This window comes from Micromonospora sp. NPDC049060, from assembly GCF_040649055.1.
GTDB lineage: Bacteria > Actinomycetota > Actinomycetes > Mycobacteriales > Micromonosporaceae > Micromonospora > Micromonospora reichwaldensis.
On the sequence record NZ_JBEZEV010000027.1, the window covers coordinates 26,745 to 47,282 of the forward strand.

At 71.3% G+C, this 20,538-nt stretch carries 16 protein-coding genes; 12 read left to right on the top strand and 4 right to left on the bottom strand.

Annotated elements, in window-relative coordinates; all coding sequences use genetic code 11:
• From AB0B83_RS13340 to AB0B83_RS13350, 3 genes are all read right to left on the bottom strand, one after another.
• On the bottom strand, positions 1–1,665 hold the full coding sequence (locus tag AB0B83_RS13340; protein WP_357578382.1) for a condensation domain-containing protein: 1,665 nt from the start codon (positions 1,663–1,665) through the stop codon (positions 1–3).
• An 80-nt stretch (positions 1,666–1,745) separates the two neighbouring features.
• On the bottom strand, positions 1,746–3,260 hold the full coding sequence (locus AB0B83_RS13345) for a class I adenylate-forming enzyme family protein (protein ID WP_357578383.1): 1,515 nt from the start codon (positions 3,258–3,260) through the stop codon (positions 1,746–1,748).
• A 36-nt stretch (positions 3,261–3,296) separates the two neighbouring features.
• Positions 3,297–4,247, bottom strand: coding sequence for a transcriptional regulator (locus AB0B83_RS13350; RefSeq protein ID WP_357578384.1), 951 nt, complete (start codon positions 4,245–4,247; stop codon positions 3,297–3,299).
• Between the two features lie 922 nt (positions 4,248–5,169).
• Here AB0B83_RS13350 and AB0B83_RS13355 point away from each other — a divergent pair.
• From AB0B83_RS13355 to AB0B83_RS13370, 4 genes are read left to right on the top strand one after another with little or no spacing between them, the layout of a single operon-like run.
• On the top strand, positions 5,170–5,952 hold the full coding sequence (locus AB0B83_RS13355; RefSeq protein WP_357578385.1) for a phosphotransferase: 783 nt from the start codon (positions 5,170–5,172) through the stop codon (positions 5,950–5,952).
• Entirely contained in the window at positions 5,942–6,862 is a 921-nt protein-coding gene (locus tag AB0B83_RS13360) for an aminoglycoside phosphotransferase family protein (RefSeq protein ID WP_357578386.1), read from the top strand. The genes AB0B83_RS13355 and AB0B83_RS13360 overlap by 11 nt, the downstream gene beginning before the upstream one ends.
• Positions 6,859–8,064 (top strand): UDP-galactopyranose mutase, encoded by a 1,206-nt coding sequence (glf, locus tag AB0B83_RS13365; RefSeq protein ID WP_357578387.1) that lies wholly within the window; start codon positions 6,859–6,861, stop codon positions 8,062–8,064. The genes AB0B83_RS13360 and glf overlap by 4 nt, the downstream gene beginning before the upstream one ends.
• 8 nt (positions 8,065–8,072) lie before the next feature.
• Positions 8,073–9,653 carry a hypothetical protein gene (locus tag AB0B83_RS13370; protein ID WP_357578388.1) on the top strand — a complete coding sequence of 527 codons (1,581 nt, stop codon included), beginning with the start codon at positions 8,073–8,075 and terminating at the stop codon, positions 9,651–9,653.
• 66 nt (positions 9,654–9,719) lie between these two features.
• Here the strand turns inward: AB0B83_RS13370 and AB0B83_RS13375 are convergent, their stop codons facing one another.
• Entirely contained in the window at positions 9,720–10,781 is a 1,062-nt protein-coding gene (locus AB0B83_RS13375) for a nucleotidyltransferase family protein (RefSeq protein ID WP_357578389.1), read from the bottom strand.
• A gap of 469 nt (positions 10,782–11,250) precedes the next feature.
• Between AB0B83_RS13375 and AB0B83_RS13380 the strand changes: the two genes are divergently transcribed.
• The 8 genes from AB0B83_RS13380 to AB0B83_RS13415 are packed head-to-tail and all read left to right on the top strand — an operon-like array spanning position 11,251 to position 20,536.
• Entirely contained in the window at positions 11,251–12,258 is a 1,008-nt protein-coding gene (locus AB0B83_RS13380) for an aldo/keto reductase (protein WP_357578390.1), read from the top strand.
• Positions 12,255–13,346, top strand: coding sequence for an NAD(P)-dependent oxidoreductase (locus tag AB0B83_RS13385; protein ID WP_357578391.1), 1,092 nt, complete (start codon positions 12,255–12,257; stop codon positions 13,344–13,346). Before AB0B83_RS13380 ends, AB0B83_RS13385 begins: the two co-directional genes overlap by 4 nt.
• On the top strand, positions 13,339–15,720 hold the full coding sequence (locus tag AB0B83_RS13390) for a pyridoxal-dependent decarboxylase (RefSeq protein WP_357578392.1): 2,382 nt from the start codon (positions 13,339–13,341) through the stop codon (positions 15,718–15,720). The genes AB0B83_RS13385 and AB0B83_RS13390 overlap by 8 nt, the downstream gene beginning before the upstream one ends.
• On the top strand, positions 15,717–16,799 hold the full coding sequence (locus AB0B83_RS13395; RefSeq protein ID WP_357578393.1) for a monodechloroaminopyrrolnitrin synthase PrnB family protein: 1,083 nt from the start codon (positions 15,717–15,719) through the stop codon (positions 16,797–16,799). The genes AB0B83_RS13390 and AB0B83_RS13395 overlap by 4 nt, the downstream gene beginning before the upstream one ends.
• Positions 16,783–17,898: a hypothetical protein gene (locus AB0B83_RS13400; protein WP_357578394.1), complete on the top strand. Its 1,116-nt coding sequence runs from the start codon at positions 16,783–16,785 to the stop codon at positions 17,896–17,898. The genes AB0B83_RS13395 and AB0B83_RS13400 overlap by 17 nt, the downstream gene beginning before the upstream one ends.
• Positions 17,882–18,514 (top strand): class I SAM-dependent methyltransferase, encoded by a 633-nt coding sequence (locus tag AB0B83_RS13405; protein WP_357578395.1) that lies wholly within the window; start codon positions 17,882–17,884, stop codon positions 18,512–18,514. The genes AB0B83_RS13400 and AB0B83_RS13405 overlap by 17 nt, the downstream gene beginning before the upstream one ends.
• The gene (locus AB0B83_RS13410; RefSeq protein ID WP_357578396.1) at positions 18,511–19,716 is read left to right on the top strand and encodes a hypothetical protein; all 1,206 of its coding nucleotides are present in this window, start codon (positions 18,511–18,513) and stop codon (positions 19,714–19,716) included. The genes AB0B83_RS13405 and AB0B83_RS13410 overlap by 4 nt, the downstream gene beginning before the upstream one ends.
• Positions 19,709–20,536, top strand: coding sequence for an HAD hydrolase family protein (locus AB0B83_RS13415; RefSeq protein ID WP_357578397.1), 828 nt, complete (start codon positions 19,709–19,711; stop codon positions 20,534–20,536). Before AB0B83_RS13410 ends, AB0B83_RS13415 begins: the two co-directional genes overlap by 8 nt.
• Positions 20,537–20,538: the final 2 nt, after the last annotated feature.

Here is a 20,538-nt window from a genome sequence, read left to right on the forward strand (position 1 = left end):
TCAACCAACTCCATCCATGAATAGCTCCTCGGACCGTTCGTCGGCGGCGGTGTCGGACACCACCGCGATGCGCACCGGGACCGCCAGGAACGGCCGGCCGGCGACGTGCGAACGGACGTGGCTGGCGAGATCGTCCGCCGTGACCACGGCGTCGGCGGTCGTCACCTCGGCGGCGAGTCGCGATCCGCCGTCCTCGGCGACCTCCACCGAGACCCTGGCGGAGGCGACCGCGGGGTGCGAGTCGAGGACCGAGGTCACCTCGGCCAGGTCGACGACCAGCACGACCGCACCGTCGGGTGCGCGAAGTGGCGTGAGCCCGGGGCCGCTCTCCCTCGCCGGCGCGGCGCTGGCCGGGTCGTCTCCGGCCAGCAGTGCGCGGAAGGCGGCGACGAACCTGGTGAAGGTGGCCTGCGACATGGTCTCGCCGTCGACGGTCAGCCGGACGCCCAGCCCGTTGGGCCGCTCGTTCGCGGCGATCCGCAGGCCGTCGGCGGTCCTGGCCCACGTCGGGGTGTACGCGCCGCGCTCGATGGCGACCGCGCCGCCGTCGGCGTCGTCGCGGTCGGCGGTGTCCTCCAGGTACGTCATCGACAGGGTGTCGTGGACCGGACGACCCAGGCGTCGGACCGCTGTCGCCCACATGTCGTCCAACGCCTGCCGCGTGACGGTGCGGCGCGAGGTCGCCGACAACAGCTCCCGCCGCACCTGCACCAGCAGGTCGGCGGGCCGGTCCGGCCGGTCCAGCACGACCGGCACGACGACGTCGAACATGCCGACGACGCCCTGGTCGGCGTGACGCCGGCCGTTCAGCTTCATCGAGACGACGATGCGGTCCTGCGGCGTCAGCTGGAACACGGCGGCCGCGAACAACGTGAGGAGCCACTGGACGGTGCTGAAGCCGGCGGTTTGCCAGCGCTCGCGCACGTCCTTCCACTCGTCCTCGAGCAGGGTCAGCAGCTCGGTGTGGGCGACGGTCGCGGACGGCCCGCCGAGCCCCGGAAGGAACTGGCACCGGGGCGGCAGCCACGGGCCACGCCGCCGCCAGTACGCGGACACCGCCTGGGCGCGCGCCGAGTCGGCGGCGGCGGCCTGGCCGGTCACCGCGGCGAGGTAGTCGGCGTCCACGGGGTCGGCGTCGGTCCCGCCGCCGAAGTAGGCGCCCCACAGGTCGCGTACGACGATCATCCGGGCGGTGGCGTCGACGGCGTAGTCGGAGAACACCCCGAGCACGGCGTGCAGAGTCGGAGTGAACCGCAGCAACCGCAGCACGAACGGGTACTCGACCGCGAGGTCGAAGGGGCGCCGGAGGTCCGCCGCCAGGACGGAGCGCACGTACCGGGCGAACTGCTCGGTGTCGTTCGCCGTGACCTGGGTCATCGCCACGAGCCGGCGATCGTCGGGCATCGGCCGGACCCACTGGACAGGTTCACCGTCGAGCGTCGTGACACCGATCCGCAGCGCCGCGTGCCGGGCGACCGTCGAGCGCACCGCGCCGACGAATGCGGCGACGTCCAGCGGGCCGGTGACCTGGTAGGACATCCAGGCCGCCGCGCCCTGCTCCGCCGTCCCCGACAGGGCGCGGTGGTGCGCGAGCTGGCCCGGCAGCAGGGGATGGACAGCGGTGTCGAGATCGACCGCCTCAGGGCGGGTGGGTCGCGACGACATACGGTCCTCATCCCAGCAGCAGTGGTCACCTACCGGAGGCCAGATTCAAGATCGGCAGATTAGCAACTCCCCGGACACCGTCAAGGAATCCGCACTTGAACGGGAGTCGGCGGTGGGTGCGGACGCGCGATCGCCCGGATCTGTTGACGGTCCACCTTCCCGTGCGGGGTGAGCGGCAGCGCGTGAACCGCGACGCAACGCTCCGGCATCTTGGCCGGTTCGAGGCGGCGCGCCAGCTCCGCCAGCACGTCGTTCACCGGCAGGAGAGTGGCCACCACGACGGTGAGCGGGTTCGCCTCGTCCGGCGCGAGGGCGGCGGCCCCGTCGACGCCGTCGATGTCCATGGCCGCCGCTTCGATCTCGGCGGTGCTCGACCGTACGCCCCGGTGCTTGAAGACGTCGTCGCCGCGACCGTGCAGGTACAGGTGGCCGTCGACGTCGAGGTGGCCGCGATCGCCCGTGTGCAGCCGCCGGCCAGCCGCGGTCGCCCGGAAGGTGGCGGCGCTCAGCTGCCGGTCGCGCCAGTATCCGGCCATGACGTTCGCGCCCTCGACGACGACCTCGCCGACCTCGCCGGCGGGTAGCGGCCGGCCCTGCCGGTCGACGACGCGTACGACGGTGCCAGGGATCGCGCGCCCGACGGACCCTGGGCGTTCCAGGTCGCCGTCCGGCTCCAGGATCGTGGCCCGCTTGCATTCGGTCAGTCCGTACATCTGCACCACGGCCGCGCCCGGGAACGCGTCCCGCAGCCCGTCTGCGAGCCGTGGCGACATCCGGGCGCCGGTGTTCGTGAACATCCGGACCGACTGCGGCACCGGGAGCGCCGTCCTGGCCGCCAGCCGGAGCAGCGCGGTGGCGATCTCCGGCACGACGGGCACGACGGTGGCCCGCGCGCTGGTCATCCGTTCGAGGAGGGCGATCCCCTCGCCTGCCTCGAGCGCCTCCCACCGCGCGCCCGCAGCCGTGGCGAGCAGGAGCTGGTAGAGCCCGTAGTCGAACGAGGGCGGCACGCAGGAGAGCACGACGTCGTCCGGCCGGTAGCCGAGGACCTGTCCGATCGCCCGGGTCGCGAAGAGGACGCTGTCGTGCGGACAGACCACCCCCTTGGGCTGCGCGCTGCTGCCCGACGTGTACATCAGGAGGGCGGGCGTCTCCAGGTCACCGTCGGCGCGGCTGGCATCGGGCTGGCCCGCGTCCCCGACCGGCGCGTCGAGCGTCTCCAGGATCTCCCCGAACTGTGCCGACGACCAGGCGCGGGCGGGCGCCTCGACCACTGCGGACCCGATCCCCACCGCGAGGGCTGGTTCGATGTCGGCGAGTACCGCCCGAAGCTGGAACGGCCGCATCGTGGCCGACAGCGGCGCCAGCGTCAGGTCCGCGTACGACGCCGCGAACAGGATCGCGGCGAAGCCTGCGCCGCCGGACCGCACGGCGATCCGGTCCCCCGGCAGCAGGCCCAGTGCGCGGAACCGACCGGCCAGGTTGACGCTTCGCTGCCGGAGTTCCTGGTAGCTCCACCGGTGACTCCGGTCGACGACCGCGGTGCGCTGGGGATGCCGACGCGCGGCGGTGTCCAGCAGGGTGTGGATCCGCATGTCAGGACCGGGCTGAGCTGCCCCTGGCGGTGGGGCTCAACGCCCGACCGTCCGGTGGCGTCTGCGCTCCTCGGGCAGCATCTGGCTGAATTGGTACCAGCCCCCCGCGCAGGCCTGGGCGACAGCCCGAAGCGACTCGTGGCAGTGCGCGGGAACGTTGCCAGCGGTGTTCGACGACTGCGAGATGAAGGCGAGCGTCCCGGTGAGCAGCCGGAGCAGGGCCTTGCCGTGGTCCGTGTAGCGCAGCGCGGGATCCTGGCGGAGCCGCTCCAGCTGTAGCCGGATGCTGGCGGCGAGATCCTGATCCGTCACCGGCAGCCCGTCGGGGGACGAGACGGCTGCCAACTCGGCGAGCGGCGGCGCCGGGGCCTTCTGCCCGGCCGGGACGCAGGCGCCGCCTCCGAGCGCCTTGCGGCGGACGTCGAAAGCCGTCCCGACCGAGATGCCTGACCGGCGCGCCACCTCGCGCAGGCTGGCATCCGGCTCGCGACGCACGATCGCCTCGGCCAACCGCCGGCCCTCTTCCGTCGAGACCGGGTGCCGGCGCCCGTCCCGGCCGATCCGGACGTCCTGGTGGTGGCCCGTGTCCAGGGATCGCCGCCGCAGGCCGGCGACGGTCTTGGCGGCGACGCCACACACCGCCGCTATCCGGCGGTCGGACCACTGGGGGTGCGAGGCGAGGATCCGCTTGGCAGCGGCCAGCCGATCCCGGGCGCTCAGCGGCAGGCCGTCCTCGAGGTTCAACTGCACCGCGGCCACGAAGGCGTCCGCGTCGGAGCCGTCGAAGTACACGACCGGCACGTGGCGGTCACCCCGCACACGCGCGGCCCGCAGCCGGTGCATGCCGTCCACCACCCGCAACGAGGACCGCTGGACGACGATCGGTGGCAGCTCGACGGTCAGCTCGACGAGCGTCGTGACGTGTCTCGCGCTGATCCCGTCCAGTCTCGGCGAGAAGCCGACCCGCAACGAGCGCACGTCGGCCACGTCGACCTCCGGAGCCGCTGCCTCCCCCGCCTGAGCGGGCTGCGCGGTGGAGTCGCTATCCGGTCGTCTCTTCATTCGTCCCTCGCGCCAAGTCGCCACAGTCAGAATGGTTGCGCTGACGCTGATCGCCCGTGCGCCTGCGACAACGCACAGTCGCACTTACCCGACGATTTAGCCGCCCGCCACCATTACCCGTCCGTCACGAAATACCCGTGACGGTCATGCTACAACCGCAGGCAGGCGCCTTCCAGACACCGCCGACAGCAATTCGAACGGTAACGGCGAACGTACCGACAGTTCGACCTCAAGCAGGGCCGGGACACCTCGGCGGCATCAGCGCGTAAACGCCCCGCGGACGGTCGGTAATTGTCCGGCGCAGAAACCGCCGCAGTCCATGTCGAATTGCGACCGAGCAACACGGAGGGTGGCGACCCTCTGACGCAAATGGGATACGTGCATGCTTGTGGATCACCATCACGGTCGGTACTATGCAGGCCCCGAGACCGTTGGCCAGTGTCCGGTCGAAGGCGGGCGCGACGTTCGAGAAATGCCGTCCGTCCTTGCTCGACAAACCACTTCAGAGACACCAGCAAACCAATTAGTACGGGCGGGGCAATGCCACGGAAATTGAAGCTGCCGGCCACTGTCGCCGCGCACCGCCACCCCGCCCGGTCGACGGCAGGGTCGCCAGGATGTGGGGCACCGGCCGCCGGAGGAGGCGTCCTGCCAGGACACCGGCTCCGGGGGCGGACTCCCGCCGGCCCCGCGATACGGGCTGCGTGGTGAGCCGTACGACGCGGGCACGGACGCGCCTGAGCCCGCCCGACGGTCGATGTGCCGACCGCGGCACGGGGACAGGCACCGGCGCCGGGTCCGCGACGACGATTCGCCGGACACCGGGCACCAGACCGGAGCGGCGGTCGTGACCGAGCGGGAGACCAACCGGGTGCTGGTGGTGCGCCCCCTCGCCGTGCTCAAGCTCTACACCGCTGCCTGGCGCCGCGACACCGAGGTGACGGCGCTCGAGTCGCTGCGCGGACGCGCGCCGGTACCCGCGGTCATCGGCAGCGCGACGTTCGGACGGCACAGCGCGGCCCTCATCCGGTACGTGCGGGGCAGCGCACCGAACCCCGCCAGCGCCCTCGACGTGCGGGCATCGGTCGCCGCGTTGCGGGCCGCGCACACGATCACCGGACCCGCCTTCGGTCGGCTGCACGCGCCCGACCAACCGAGCTGGGCCGGATTCCTGGCGGGCCGGCTCGACTCGTACGCCGAGACACTGACGACGTTGGGTCTCACCACGCAGGCGCGGCAGTGCCGGACCCTGCACCACGCGCTCGACGTGCTCGAAGACACCCGCCCCCACCTGCTGCACAGCGACCCGAACCCCGGCAACGTCATCCTGACCGCACACGGCCCGGTTCTGCTCGACTGGGAGCTGGCGACGTTCGGCGACCCCGAACTGGATCTGGTCAGGCTGGCCTGGGAGTGGCGCCTGCCGCCGGCGCGGTGGGCGGAGTGGGTCGGCCTCGACCCACGGTCGCCCACCGTCGACCTCTACCTGCGGCTGCACCTGTTCAGCCGCCTGATGAGCGCGAGCAGCAGGCCGGGGGCCGCCTCGGCGGCGCTGGCGCACCGCTGCCTGACCGAGCTGACCGACCTGTACGACGGCGTCCACTCCCCCGGAGGCTCCGATGCAAGCTGACGCGCCCATCGACATCCTGACCTCGGTGGTACCGCAGGCGGCCCCGCTGGGGGCGACACCGGTCACGAAGGGCATCTTCAGCACCGGATGGCGGGTGCACACCACCGACGGCGACTACCTGGTCAAGATCAACGAAGACTCCCGGGCGGCGGACGACTTCCTGGGAGCCCGCAGGGCCACCGAGATCGCGCTGGCACACGGCGTGCCGGTGCCGCGCCTGCTGGGTTCGGGATCGGACGGCGACGGGCACGCCTTCCTCGTCCAGGAGTGGATCGACGGCACGGACGCCGAGGACCACTTCGCCGCCCGGGACGGGCGGGAGCGGCGGCGGATACTCGAACGGCTGGGCGCGGTGCTGGCCCGGCTGCACGACATCCCCTACACCGCGCAGGGGCCGACCAGCATCCACGACACGGTTGCGGTCAAGATCCGCCGCTACGCCGCCCGGGCAGCCAGATTGGAGATATTCACCCCCAGCGATCTTGATCGGCTCGTCGCCAAACTGCTGGAACTGGTCACCGAGGTGCTGCCGCCGATGTCTCCGCGGCTGACCCACCTCGATGTGCACCTACCCAACGTGCTTGTCGACGCGGCCGGCGACGTATGGCTGCTGGACATGGACTTCGCCCGGCCCGGTGACCCGGTGGAGGACCTCGTGAAGCTCGACTGGTGGTGCTTCGCGGACGACACCGAACGGGCGGCGTTCCACACCGCCTATGCGGCGCACCGGACCCACCCGACCCCGCCACGTGACGTCGAAGCCGGGCTGCACCTGCACAAAATCATCACGGCTCTTTCCTACGTCGCCCTCTTCGCCGAGAAGGAGCCGCAGGCAGTGGCCGAATGGAAGCAGCGCCTCAGCGACGAGCGCCGGTCGGCGGCCCGGCTACTCGGAGAGGCAGTGACATGACATTCGAAGGCTACGACCTGGTGATCGTCGGATCCGGCCTGTTCGGATTGACGATCGCCGAGCGGACCGCCGCCGAGTTGGACAAGCGGGTGCTGGTCCTGGAACGGCGCGACCATCACGGTGGCAACGCCTACTCGGAGGTCGACCCGGACACCGGAATCGAGGTGCACAGATATGGCCCCCATATCTTCCACACCTCCAACGAGCGAATCTGGGCGTACGTCAACCGTTTCACCGCGTTCACCGGATACCGGCACAAGGCTTTCACCCTCTATCAGGGGCAGGTGTATCCCCTGCCGGTCAACCTCGCGACGATCTGCCAATTCTTCGGCCGCTACCTCACCCCCGACGAGGCACGGGCACTGATTGCCGAACAGGCGGCCGAGATCGGCCAACTCCCCCCTGATCCGAGCCATGAGGAAAAAGGCATCTCACTGGTCGGACGGCCCCTCTACGACGCGTTCTTCCGGGGATACACGGCCAAGCAGTGGCAGACAGACCCGAAGGAACTTCCCGGGTCGGTCATCGCCCGGCTGCCGGTCCGGTTCGACTTCAACAACCGGTACTTCAACGACACGTACGAAGGCCTCCCGGTCGACGGGTACACCGCATGGCTGTCGCGGATGGCGGCCGACCCGCGCATCGACCTGCGCCTGAACACGGACTTCTTCGAGCTGGCCGACGCCATTCCGGACGGGACGCCGGTCGTCTACACCGGGCCGCTGGACCGCTACTTCCGCTACAGCGGGGGTCGGCTCGGCTGGCGCACGCTCGACTTCGAGCGGGAGGTGGCGCCGGTCCGCGACTACCAGGGCACCACGACGATCAGCTACGCCGAGGAGTCGGTGCCGTTCACCCGCAACGTCGAGTACCGCCACATGCACCCGGAACGGTCGTACCGCAGCGACCGTACGGTGCTGGTCCGGGAGTACTCGCGCTCCGCCGGCGACCAGGACGAGCCGTACTACCCGATCAACACGGCCGGCGACCGGGACGCGCTGCGGACGTACCGGATGTTGGCCCGGCAGGAGACCGCCGAGCGCAACGTGCTCTTCGGCGGGCGGCTCGGCACCTACCAGTACCTGGACATGCACATGGCGATCGGTTCCGCGCTGGCGATGTTCGAGAACCGGATCGTGCCCTACTTCCGCGATCGGCGCCCGCTCGGGTCCACCGGTCCGACCACCGACGACAAAGAGTAGGCACCATCTTGCAGACGATCACCGTGCTGGGCCGCGTCGTGGCGATCCTGTTCGCCGCGCACGCGGTCTGGGTACTCGTTTGGATCATCGTGGCGGCACGGGCGGTCCGCGACCGCCCTGCGGCGCCGGCCACGGCCCCCGCGGACCTTCCCGTCATCGTGGTCATGCTGCCGGCCCTGCGCGAGCAGCGACTGGTGCGCGAGACGCTGGAATCGTTCGCCACCGCGCGATATCCCGGGACGTTGATATCGGTCGCCATCACGAGCGAACGCGAGACGGCCGAACGTGCCGCCCAGGAGGCGGCCCTGCCCGCCGTGGTCACCGAACTACACGGTCTGGCCAGGCGTGGCAGCCGGGAGCGGGCGCTGGAGAAGGTGCTCGCGCCGTCGGTGATCGCCGCCACCCTCGACGAGCTGGAGCGGACGTCACCGGACGAGTGGCCCGGCGTGCTGCGCCGCGCCTTCGACGCGACGCCCACCACCGAGGAGCTGTGCCGGCAGATCACCGCCGAGTTGAACGGCAGGCCCGGTACGCACCGCTCGTGCCACGTCCACTTCCCCCACACCGACGGGCGCAAGGGTTCCCAGCTCAACTACGCGGTGGAGCTGCTACCCGAGCTGTTGCCGGGCGTCGACCCGGACAGCGTCTACCTGGCCGTCTACGACTTCGACGCGGTGGCCCACGGGGAGACGTTCGTGGCGGTGGGAGACCTGGTGCGTGCGGCGGTCGCCGCAGGCCGCCGCCCGCCGGCGCTGCTGCACCAGGTGCAGCTGCCGCTGCGGTTCCGGGCTCCCTTCGCCCCCGGTGCCGACGGCGCCCTGATGCGCGGACAGGTGCTGTACTGGCTGCGGCGTGGCCTGGGCGTCGAGGTCGGGCGGATACTCCAGAACGACCTGTTGCGCCGCAGCCCGCGCCTGGTGCGACTGCTCGCCGCGCCGTTCCGCCCGATGATCTACGCGATCGGCTCGGGGACGTTCGTCCATCTCGGCGCGTGGCGCGAGCTCGGCCCGTTCCCGGAGATGCAGGAGCCGGTCGGGCACCGTGCCTCGCTGCTCGGCGTCGAACAGGCGTTGGTGCCGAGCTTCAACCTGACCGAGCCCTACTACCAGACCAGGTCGATGATGAACGGGTGGGCCAACGTCTGCTACGGCAGCCTGGGGGTCGCCCGGGAACTGGACCACGTACGCCCCTACCCGTCACCGGTCAGCCGGCCGGGCAAGTGGCTGCTGGTGGCGAAGGAGCTGTTCGACATCGCCATCTGGTTCGCCGGAGTGCTGCTCATCCCCGCCGGGCTGGTGATCACGGCGATGGGGGGCGGCTGGTGGACCGTGCTCGCCGTCGGCGCCGGTGTGGTGGCGTATCCCGTCACCGCCGTCCTGCTGCTGGCGCTGCTGCCGCGACTGGGCGGAATCGACCGCCAGGACCGCTCCGTCAGCTGGTTGACCGGGATACGTCCGCGGCTGACGCTCGTGGCGACGTTCGTCGCCGCGCCCTTCGTCAGCGCCACCGGCCCGTGGCTGATGTTCCTGCGCATGCTCCGCTCCTGGCGGGTGGGCACGCCGGTGCTGTCCGGGAAGACCGAACGGTAGGCCGGTCCTCGCGTCGCTCGCGAGGCAGGAGGCGCCTGGGCGGCATCGCCCAAGCGCCTCCTGTCGTCACACGAGTGACTTCGAGGCCGGCAGGTCGCGGTCGGCGTCCGGGTCGAAGAACCGGGTGAGGAAGTCCTGCTGCCAGGCGCGCGGCTCCGGCAGGTCCCACTGGCCGTACTCGTTGAGCAGGCGCTCCGGCTCCGGGCACCGTTGCCGCAGGGCGGCCAGGGCGTCCGCGGGGACGACGTCCGGGTAGAGCATCCGCAGGTGCGCGAGCCCGTAGAAGACGGGTCCGGCCACCGCGTACTCGTCCACCCGCTCGAGCAACAGGTCCCACGAGAGGTCTCCGCCGGCACGGCGCACGACCTCGGCGATGTCGACGTACTTGAGCAACTGCCGGTGCTTGCCGCGGTTCATGAACCGCAGGGTCGTCGACGTCTTGTAGATGTGGGCGGCGAGGTCGATGACCGCGTCCTCCGGGGACGGCACGAGGAACGAGGCGTCCCCGTACCGGTGCCGGCCGGCGTGCGCCAGGACGGCACCTACCGGAACGTCGTAGCCCTTGCCGGGCAGCGCCAACGAGACGTTGATGTCGATGCTGACGATCGGCCGGTGGAACTCGCCGAACTTGTTCATCTTGGGCAGGTCACTGCCGTACAGCCGCCAGAAGGCCCGCTCCCGCTTGCTCAGCGGGACGATGTCGACCCGCGTCGGGTTGCCTTCCACATAACCGAGTCCCTCGAGCACCTTGACCAGGGTCGTCGCCTCCTCCCTGGTGACGAGGACGTCCAGGTCACCCATCGGCCGCGTCCCCGGCTCCTGGTAGACCGCGAAGGCCAGATGGCCGCCCTTGCGCATGAGCACCGTGATGCCCTGGTCCGCCGCGGCGTCGCTGATCGCCCGGACCTCAGCCAGCATGAGCTCGTTGGCACGGTGCGTGTCCCGGTAGGCGGAGTACAGGAGCAGCACGACGGGAGAATCGATGCCCGCGACCCTCTCGGTGGTCAACAGGCGCCAGAGATGCCAGCCCACGAGGGGGGCGACGCGGTGCCTGGCGGCCTGGACGGCGAAGTGCCCCCAGTCCAGGCGCGGCGCGTCCTGACCGATGATCGTGCGCACACGAGCCATCTGCGTATCCGTCACATGCTGCCTGCTGAGCAGGAGCAACAACTCCGATTCGGCTGACAACCCGGCCATTCGGCCTCCTTCTCGACGGTGCCCCGGCATGGCACGGCGCTTGACTCGACATCCGTCCGCAGTGGCCACGAGATAACTCTGCGTGAAGCTCACCCTGGGCGGGCGGCAAAGCTTAACGGTCCCCGGGAAGCGTTTCACCTGCCTGTCGGCCGGCCGCGTGCAAGGGCGTCGCCGCCGACGGGACGCGTTCCGCCGCTGGGTGGGGCGCTGGCGTGGGGCCCGGGCCGGCAGGAGGGTTGACCAGCGCTCAACTGCTGCCCGGCGATCGTTCAGCTGATTAGTGGACTCTCGCTCCGATCTTGATCACTATAACCGTCAGCGGCACAAGGGCCGCTGGGTTCGGTGGAGACAGCAGGGGGCGTGGATGGAGTTCCATCAACTGGGCCGCAGCGGCTTGCGTGTGTCCACGGTTACTCTGGGTACCTTCAACTTCGGCGGTCCGACCGACGAGGCCGCGGCAGAGGAGATCATCCACACGGCTCTCGACGCCGGCGTCAACCTCGTCGACACCGCCAACGCCTACCAGGACGGCCGCAGCGAGCAGATCCTCGGCAAGGCGATCCGTCACCGCCGCGACGACGTCCTGATCGCCACCAAGTGCTACAACGAGGTCGGCCCGGGCCCCAACGACTGGGGCAACTCCGCGTACGCCGTCAAGCGCGAGTGTGAGCGGTCCCTGCGCCGCCTGGGCGTCGACCACATCGACATCTTCCACCTGCACCGGCACGACCTACGGACGCCCGTCGAGGAGACCCTCGGCGCCCTGGCGGACCTCGTGCGGGAGGGGAAGGTCCGCTACATCGGCACGTCCACGATGCCGAGCCCGGAGGAGATGGCCGAGCAGCCCGGCCTCGGCGTGGTGCCGACCTGGCGTCTGGTCGAGATGGCCGTGCTGGCACGCGGCTCGCTCGGCACGCCCGGCCCGATCGCCGAGCAGTCGCCCTACAACCTGCTCGAACGCGAGGTGGAGCGGGACATCCTCCCCATCTGCCGCGAGTACGGCGTCGGCTTCGTCGCCTACAGCCCGCTGGCGATGGGTTACCTCAGCGAACGGTTCCTCGGGGAGCCGCCCGCCGACGCCCGCTTCACCGAATGGTGGTCACCGCGCGGCACGGTCTGGGAGCCGGTGCAGCGTGCCCTGGCCGCGCTGCTGGACCTCGCCGCCGAGCACGGGCAGTCGCTGCCCGAGTTCGCCCACTCGTGGCTGTCCGGCAGCAGCGACGTGACCAGCACCATCATCGGTCCCCGGACCCTCGACCAACTCACGCTCGCGCTCAAGGCGACAGCGACCACCGTCGACGCACAGGCCCGTCAGGCGGTCGACGCGATCGTCGCCCCCGGCAGCAGCCTGTGGTTCCGGACCATCGAGCAGGGCCATCGCGGCACACGTGACAGCGAGGAATCTTGAGCCAGGGCATGAACGACCTCACCTCCCGCCGACCCGTCGTGCTGCTGACCGACGACGGTCTGCTCTCGGAATTCTGGGCGTTCCTGCGCGAGCGGCTGGAAGAACGCCTGTCCCCGACCTGCGACATCCGCTACGTCGACGTACGCGAAAGCGACCTCGCCGCCGTCGACTGGGCCGACGTCGACGCGGTCGCCCTGTTCGGGGGCGAGCTCACCCATGACATGATCGCCGCCGCGACCCGGCTGAAGGTGGTGGCCAGCGAAACCGACACCTGCGGGATCGAGGCCATGGACGCGTTGTGGGACGCGGGCATCCCGTTCGTCGAGGGAACTCCCGGCTGGGGTCAGTCGGTCGCCGAGTGCGGGCTGAGCCTGATCCTGTGCGGGTTGCGTCGCATCCCGCAGTGGCACCACGAGGTCATCACCGGCTTCCGGCCCTGGGACTACCCGTACGTGCAGTTCTGCGACGACCCGCGCTTCGCCAACGGCACCGTGGCGGGCAAGACCGTCGGCATCATCGGGGTCGGCGAGATCGGCGGTCGCATCGCCAGCTGGTGCGCCATGCTCGGCGCGACCGTGCTGGCGTACGACCCGTACCGCTCCCCGCAGCGCTTCGCCGAGGTCTCGGCGGAATCGGTGGACCTCGACCGGCTGGTGCGGGACTCCGAGATCCTCGTCGTCGCGGCACCGGACACCCCCAGCGTCACCGGCGTGGTCGACCGCGACCACGTCTTCGCCCTGCGGCAGGGCGCACTCGTCGTGACCATCACCCGAGCCGCCGCGATCGATGCCGCGGCACTGCGGGAGCGGGTACTCGCCGACGAACTGGCCTGGGCCGCGGACGTGTACGACGTCGAACCGCTGCCGGAGGGCGATCCCCTGATCGGCAGGCACAACGTGGTCCACCTGCCGCACATCGCGGGGCGAACCAGGGACGCCAACATCGCGGTCGCCGACATCGTCGCCGACGACATCCTGCGCGTGCTGGCGGGCGAACAGCCGCGGCACCCGCTGACACCCCAGCGACTGCAGGTCCGGCTCGGCCGAACGCCGGCCGCCCGGCACGGCAAGGACGGTACCGGTGGGTGACCTGGAGAACGGCTGGACGATCAGCGACACGTTCCCGGCCGCCGGGCTGAGCCCGGGCGAGCTGACCGCCGGCCTCGACCGCGCGTACGCGGAGACGACCGGTTGGGACGATCCCACGGTGACCCGGCTCGGCTTCGCCATGTCGGCTCCGCACGAGGTGGCCCTCTCCGCCTGGACCCGGTTCCTGGCCCTCAACAGCAACAACGTCGGAGTGCACACCCCCTTCGGCGCCGGGCGCGCCGGCACCCGGCGGCTCGAACGCGAAGCTCTGCTGGGCCTCGCCGGCCTGCTGCACGCCGACTCGGCCGACGGCTACATCACCTCGGGCGCGACCGAGGCGGTGCTCCAGGGACTGCGCATCGGACGCAACGCCGTCCGGGCCGACGCGTCGTCGCGGGTCACCCTCATCACCAGCGAGTACGCCCACCACTCCGTCACCAAGGCCGCCGAGGTCCTCGGCCTCGACCTGCGCACGATCGCACCCGGCCCGAGCTGGGTCATCGAGCCGGAGCAGCTGGCGCAGGCCGTCGAGGCGGCGATCGCCGCCGGCGCGACCGGCATCATCGTGGCGCTGACGGCCGGCTACTACAACAGCGGCCTGTGCGACCCGGTCGACCAGCTGGCCGCGCTGCTGCGGCGCCGCGCGGTGCAGCTCGCCGATCAGGTGCGGTTCTTCTGCTACGTCGACGCGGCCCACGGCGGCTTCATCTTCCCGTTCAGCGATCCCGCGCTGGCCTTCGACTTCCGCAACGTCGGCGTGCACGCGATGGCCCTGGACCCGCACAAGTCGGGGCTGCTGCCGTACTCGTGCGGGGTGCTGCTCGTACGCAAGGGCCTGCTGGGACACGTCACCGAGGCGAGCCCGGTCACCGGAATCGTCGACTCGACCCTGACCGGGTCCCGCCCCGGCGCCGCGGCCGCCGCCCTGTGGGCCACCATCTTCGGCCTCGGCCACTCCGGTTTCACCGCGGCGATCCAGGAGTGCCTGCGTCGCCGGGACCTGATCGCCGACGCGATCCGGGCCGCCGACCCGGAGGCGGAGATCCGGCCGGCACCCGCCTCACCTGTCGTCGTGGCCGGCTTCTCCACACCGGACGGGCTGCTGCCGAAGGAATTCACCGAGCGCTACCGGCTCCTCGCGGTCAGCGCGCCCGCGCCGCAGGGCGGACGCCGCAGCTACCACCACTTCTACGCCGGACACAGTCTCACCGACGAGCAGATCGCCCGATTCGCCACCGGCTTGTCCGAGGCGGTCGCGCAGGCCAGGGCCGCACGTGCCAGGCCCGGGCGCGGGAAGGCCGACGCCGGTGTGCCGGAGCAGTTGCGTGACATCGCCGCCGACACCGACTGCTTCCGGCACTACATCGTGCACCCGCCGGGCCGCCGCGATCCGGACGAGCCCGGGTACTCCTTCCACACCTTCCTGCACCGCTCCGCCACCGGCGAACCCCTGCAGGTGCGTGACTGGGGCGAGACCGCGACGGGTCGCCAGGCGCACGTCTACGCCCCGGATCTCGCCGACCCGTTCGGCAACGAGCTGTTCGGCGTACGGACCGCCGACTACTACGTCGAAGTGCTCGACCGGTCGCAGCAGAAGCTGTCCCTGGTCGGGGGCGTGCACTTCTGCGTCGGCACCGGTGAACCCGGCGAGCGGGTGCTGATGAACCTGGAGAGCACGGGCGAGTTCCGGTCGCTGGAGTACAAGTTCGGCGAGGGCGAGTTCACCGACGAGATCCAGTGTTTCCGGGACCGCGTCGTGGTGAAGCTCGGCAAGAGCGCGCGTGGCTTCCGGCGGCGCGCCCACAGCGACGAGTACTCCTTCTCCATCGACACGTCGTTCGAGTGCACCGTCGAACTCGCCGACGACGACCGCCCGGCCCGGTTGGACATGCTCCGGGTCAGCGGCGATCCGCTGCTGCCCCGGCGGACACACCTGCTACGGCAGGAGTACCAGCGGTTCCCGAACCGCTTCTTCGACATCGAGTGCACGGTCGTGGTGGGCGCCCGGTCGCAGGACGCCTGGCGGTTGTCCGACCTGGTCGCCGCGTCGACGGCGGACGCGCTGGTCGCCCGGTCGGGCCTGGTCGGCCGCTGCGTACCCGACGTGTCCGGGAGCGCCGGCGAGCTTGTCGTGACCACCGCGTCGCTGCCTGCCGGACGGCGTACCCGGATGGCGGTCGACACCGGCGTGGGCCAGCGCATGGCCCGCCTCCTGCCCGTCTTCGACGTCTCCGAACCGGAACGGCTACGGGTCGACGACGTCGTCGCCGTCGCCGATCACGGCGCCGACCTGATCCGGGCGCACGCGGCGGTACGGAGCACGGACGGCGGATCCGGCACGGTCCTGGCCACCGCGGTCGGGGTCGCGGCATGACCACTTCCTTCATCGGCGCCGACCAGAACGCCGACGACCTCGCCGTGGCCGCGATGGACCCGCTGCGCGCCGACGACGTCCTCGCCGAACTGCCCGCCGCCAACGAGCGCGCCGACACGGCGTGGATGGTCGACGCGCTGGCCGACCTCAGCGCCGACTTCGATACGACTGACGTCCACACGGCCCGAGCCGCCCTGCGCGACCTGGGCTTCCTCGCCGCCTCACTCGTCCGGCACGATCCGGACGCCGACCTGCACGGCATCGAGCCGACACTCCTACGCCTGGCCGCCGTCGCCGACGAGGTCCCCCGCGACACCGTGTACAGCTACACCACGCGCAACCCGGTCGGCCCCCGCCGCCGCGGCTTCCTGCTCAGCGACGAAGAGCACGTGTTCATCGACTCGGTCGTCGCCGCGACCCAGGCACTGAACCTGGCCGTCGACGACCTGGCCGCCTGCCGCGACCGCGCCGACCTCGACGACGACGTGCTCCTCGCCGCACTCGGCCAGGTGCACGACGGGGTCGAGGTCCTGCGCAAGAACCTGCGTACGGTCCAGCGGACGATCACCCCCGACTACTTCTCGAACCGGCTCCGGCCCTACTTCCCGACGATGGACATCGGCGGGAAGGCCTACATGGGTCCCGGCGGCGCCCAGATGCCACTGCTCGTCCTCGACGTGCTCCTGCTCGCGCCGAGCGAACCGGGGCAGCTCGGCGCGTGGCACGACGACTACCTCGTGGAGAACGTGCTCTACCTGCCGCCCACCCACCGGGCGGTGTGCGACGACACGCTCCTGGCGTACCGCAGCGGCAACTCGCCGCTGCTGCGCTGCCTGCTCGAGTCGCCCCGGGTGCGCGCGGAGTACGCCGCGCTGCTCAAGCGCATCCTGCGCTTCCGCTACCCCCACCGCCAGGTGGCCCGGGCCAACATGGCGATCCGGGCCGAAGGCTCGCTGGGCAGCGGCGGCTACACCGTCGAGGCTCTCGACCACCTCATCGAGATCACCACGTCCAAGGCCGCGGTGACGCTGCCGTTGCCCCGACAGCGGAGAGGAAGCGCCGATGACCGCGACCGGTAGTGTGGCGGGCTTCGCCCCCGTACGGGTGGGTTCGGTGCGCGGCGCAGTCCCGCCCGTGCCACCCGTCGCCGGAATCGAGGGCCGGGTGCGCCTGCGCTACCCGAACCGGCTCAACGCGATGGCACTGGACCCGAGCAAGGTGCTGCCCGGCGCCGGCTCCTACCCCGCCGGTGAACTGGTCTTCGTCACCGACCTCTTCACGAGCGTCGAGGTCCAGGGCACGGCGTCCGGCGACGGCGTCGAGATCACCGCCGACAGTGCCCGGCCGGTCCTGGGGCGCCACGCCGCGCTGCTGATGCGCCAGGTCCTGGGCCTCACCGGCGGAATGCGGATCACGATCCGCTCGCACCCGCTGCCTCCACACGTCGGTCTCGGCAGCAGCAGCGCCGTCCTCTCGGCCGTGGCGGCGGCGATCAACGAACTGTGCGGTCGGCCGCTGGACCACCGGACGCTGATGCGGCTGCTGGTCGACAACCACGGCGAGGAGATCGACGGCAACGACGACGAGATCATGCCGGTCCAGTGCATCGGCGGCTCGGCCGCCGCCGGTCTGGTGCCCGGCGCGATCCAGGTGGTCTCCGGAAACGCCGTCGCGCTGCTGGCCGCCCCCGCGCCGGCCGGGCACACGATCGTGCTCGCCGTACCGCCGGACCTGCGCAGCTGGGACGCCTCGGAGAGCCTTCGCGCCGAGGCGGAGAACTTCGACGGGTTCCTGGAGACCGGCCGTCGGTACGCGCCGCAGATCGCCTACCGGTTGCTGCACGAGTGCTGGCCCGACCTGGTCACCGGCACTCCGCGCACCCTCGGGCAGCTCGTCTTCGACTACCGCTTCGAGATGGGCAGCATCCGCAACTGCGCCTTCTCGCACCCCCGCCTGCTGGAGTACGCGGCGCAGGTGCGGCAACTGTTCGAGTCGGGACAGGCCGCCGTGCTCAGCCTGTCCTCGGTCGGGCCGCTCTTCTTCGCTCTCACCGAGCAGCCCGACGCCGTCGCGGCCGGCTTCGAGGCCGCGGGCCTCACCACGTTCCGCGCGATGCCGTGGGACCAGGGCTACCTGATCGACGAGTGCACGGTGAAGCGCCATGCGCGCGACGGGTGACTACTGGAACCGGCCGGACGTGGTGACGGCGTTCGCCACGGCGTCGCCGCCGGGATACCTGGCCGACATCGTGCCGCAGGGCGACCCCGGCGCGGTGGCGCTCGACGTCGGCTGCGGTGGTGGGCGGAACCTGCCGCTGCTGGCCGAACGGGGCTACCGGGTCGTCGGACTCGACCTGCACGCCGAGATGGTGCTGCGCGCACAGGGCGTCGCCCCCGGTGCCGCCTTCTGCCAGGCGGACGTCGCTGCGCTGCCGGTGGCCACCGCGCAGGCCGCGGTCGTGGTGTGTCACGGGGTCCTGCACAACCTGCCCCGGCCGGAACAGGTCTCCGCGGCCATCGGCGAGCTGGGCCGGGTCGTCGCCACCGCCGGCGTGGTGTCGCTGAACCTGTTCAGCGCGGCGCATCTGGACCACCGGCTCACCCCGCTCGCCGACGACCGGCACCGGCTCCCCAACGGACAGGTGATGACGCTGCTGCCGCCGGAGCGGATCGCCGCGCTCTGCCGTACCGCCGGATTCGAGTTCGTCGACGGCCCGTTCGAATACCTCCACGATGCCGACCCCGGCCAGCGCTCAGTCTGGCGGGCCGTCCTGCGACCGACGGGGACCCGATGATCCAGAGCGAAGCGACCCTCCTCGACACCGATCCGGCCGAGCTGGCCGATCCGCACGCGCTGGCCGCACGGCTCGGCGTACGCGCCGGGACCGTCCGGCTGGGCCAGACACGGATCGCGGTGAGCAGCGCCGACCCGCGAGCCATCACCTACCTGCACGACCTGTTCACCCCGGCGAACGACATCTGGGAGCACCTACCCGACGACTTCTCGCCCTGTTCGCTGGCCGCCGTGAACCTCGCCGTCTCCGACGCGTGCTTCGCCCGGCTGGTCGAGCACTACGCGGCGCAGGCGGTCCGGCGACGAGCCGTACATCTGCACGTGGCCGCGCCCGGGACCCGCTACGAGCTGGCCGACGGGAACTGCGCCGTGGTCTCGGAGCCCGACGAGATCGACGGCACCAACCTCGTCGTGCAGTCCCCGCGCGGCCTGGTGTTCGTCACGACCGCGCGCCCCTACGCCCACCTGGCGATGGCCCGGCACCTGCGCGAGTTCGGCTACCGGCGCGGCGAGAGCGACGGTTGGGCCGGGCTGCACGCGTCCTGCGCGGCCACCCCGGAGGGCAACGTGGTGGTGGTCGGCCGCTCCGGTGCCGGCAAGTCCACCACCGCCCTGGCGCTGGCCGCTGCCTCCGGCTGCGCCTTCGTCGCCAACGACCGGGTCATGGTCCGCGCGGACGGAGAGCAGGTGACGGCCTGCGGCATGCCGGTGCCGATCCGCATCAACGGCGGCACCATGCACGCGCTGGGCCTGAAGGACGCGACCAGCTGGCAGCTGGCCCGCCGGCAGCCGGACTTCGTCACCAGCGACTGGCAGAGCTTCTGCGGAGACTCCAAGCTGAACCTGCTGCCCGTCGAGTGGCGTGCGCGCACCGGCACCCCCCTGGTCCCCTCGGTGCGGCTGGCCGCCATCGTGCTGCCCCGCGTGACGAAGGACTCCGCAGTGCTCAGCGTGCGTCGGGTCGATCCGGACCAGGCGCGCGAGGTGCTCACCGAGCAGCTGATGACTCCGGACGACGACGTGTTCGTCGAGGACTGGCTGCATGCCCGCACCCGCGACCGCGACGAGATCGGCACCATGGCGGGGCGGACGTTCGAGGCACTCATGCGGTTGCCGATCCTGGTCGCCGAGCTCGGCACCCGCAACACGCTGGTGAACCTGTCCAGCGCCATCCGCGAGGCGCTCGGAACGCTGCGTGCCTGACCTCGCCTTCGCCGCGTTCGACCTGGACGGCACGCTGGTCGACGAGCGCGGTGTGCCGATGCCCGGCACGATCGAGGGGCTCGCCCGGCTGCGTGAACGCGGTCTGACGCTCCTGCTGGTGACGGGACGATCGACGGTGCTGTTCGAGGCGCTCGGTCTACCCGAGCACCTCCTCGAACTGTTCGGGCCGCGCCTGCTGCTCGACAACGGCAACGTCGAGTACGACCGCGCCGCCGCCCGGGCGACGTACCGCCGCGCGCTGCCCCGCGAGGTGCTGCCGACGCTTCTCGCCGCGGGTTTCACCGAGCTGGTCGCGGAGCTGGATCACCGCTATGTCGCGACGTCCCGGCGGGCGTCCACGTGGTTCGCGATGGCCCACCGGCTGCCCCGATCGTCCATCGAGGTCGACCCGCAGCTCGGCGGGAGGGCGCAGGTCGGCTCGGTGCTGGTGCTGGACCGTGTGCCGCTGCCCGAGGGGCTGTTGGGCGGTGCGGTCGAGGCGATCCCGTTCGCCGGCACCGCGGCGAAGCTGCTGCGGCCTGCGGGGACCTGCAAGACTGCCGCTGTGACGGCGTTGCTGGCCGAGCAGGCCGGTGAGGCCGACCTGAAGCGGGTCATCGCGTTCGGCGACGGGCGCAACGACCGGTGCCTGCTGGCCAGTGCGGCGGTCGGGGTCGCGGTGGCCGACAGCCACGCCGACGCCGCTGCACGCGCGACGATGCGGCTGTCGGGCCCGATCGGAGACTTCCTGGCCGCCTTCCACCCGGACACGCTCGTCCGGCGTGACCGGCCCGACGTCGTGGAGGATTGCGCGCACTGACG

Excerpts from the sequence above, each read along its gene's own strand:
- AB0B83_RS13400 (WP_357578394.1), top strand. The coding sequence starts at position 16,783 with ATGACCGCGACCGGTAGTGTGGCGGGCTTCGCCCCCGTACGGGTGGGT.
- glf (WP_357578387.1), top strand. The coding sequence starts at position 6,859 with ATGACATTCGAAGGCTACGACCTGGTGATCGTCGGATCCGGCCTGTTC.
- AB0B83_RS13410 (WP_357578396.1), top strand. The coding sequence starts at position 18,511 with ATGATCCAGAGCGAAGCGACCCTCCTCGACACCGATCCGGCCGAGCTG.
- AB0B83_RS13340 (WP_357578382.1), bottom strand. The coding sequence starts at position 1,665 with ATGTCGTCGCGACCCACCCGCCCTGAGGCGGTCGATCTCGACACCGCT.
- AB0B83_RS13345 (WP_357578383.1), bottom strand. The coding sequence starts at position 3,260 with ATGCGGATCCACACCCTGCTGGACACCGCCGCGCGTCGGCATCCCCAG.
- AB0B83_RS13360 (WP_357578386.1), top strand. The coding sequence starts at position 5,942 with ATGCAAGCTGACGCGCCCATCGACATCCTGACCTCGGTGGTACCGCAG.
- AB0B83_RS13405 (WP_357578395.1), top strand. The coding sequence starts at position 17,882 with ATGCGCGCGACGGGTGACTACTGGAACCGGCCGGACGTGGTGACGGCG.
- AB0B83_RS13395 (WP_357578393.1), top strand. The coding sequence starts at position 15,717 with ATGACCACTTCCTTCATCGGCGCCGACCAGAACGCCGACGACCTCGCC.
- AB0B83_RS13375 (WP_357578389.1), bottom strand. The coding sequence starts at position 10,781 with ATGGCTCGTGTGCGCACGATCATCGGTCAGGACGCGCCGCGCCTGGAC.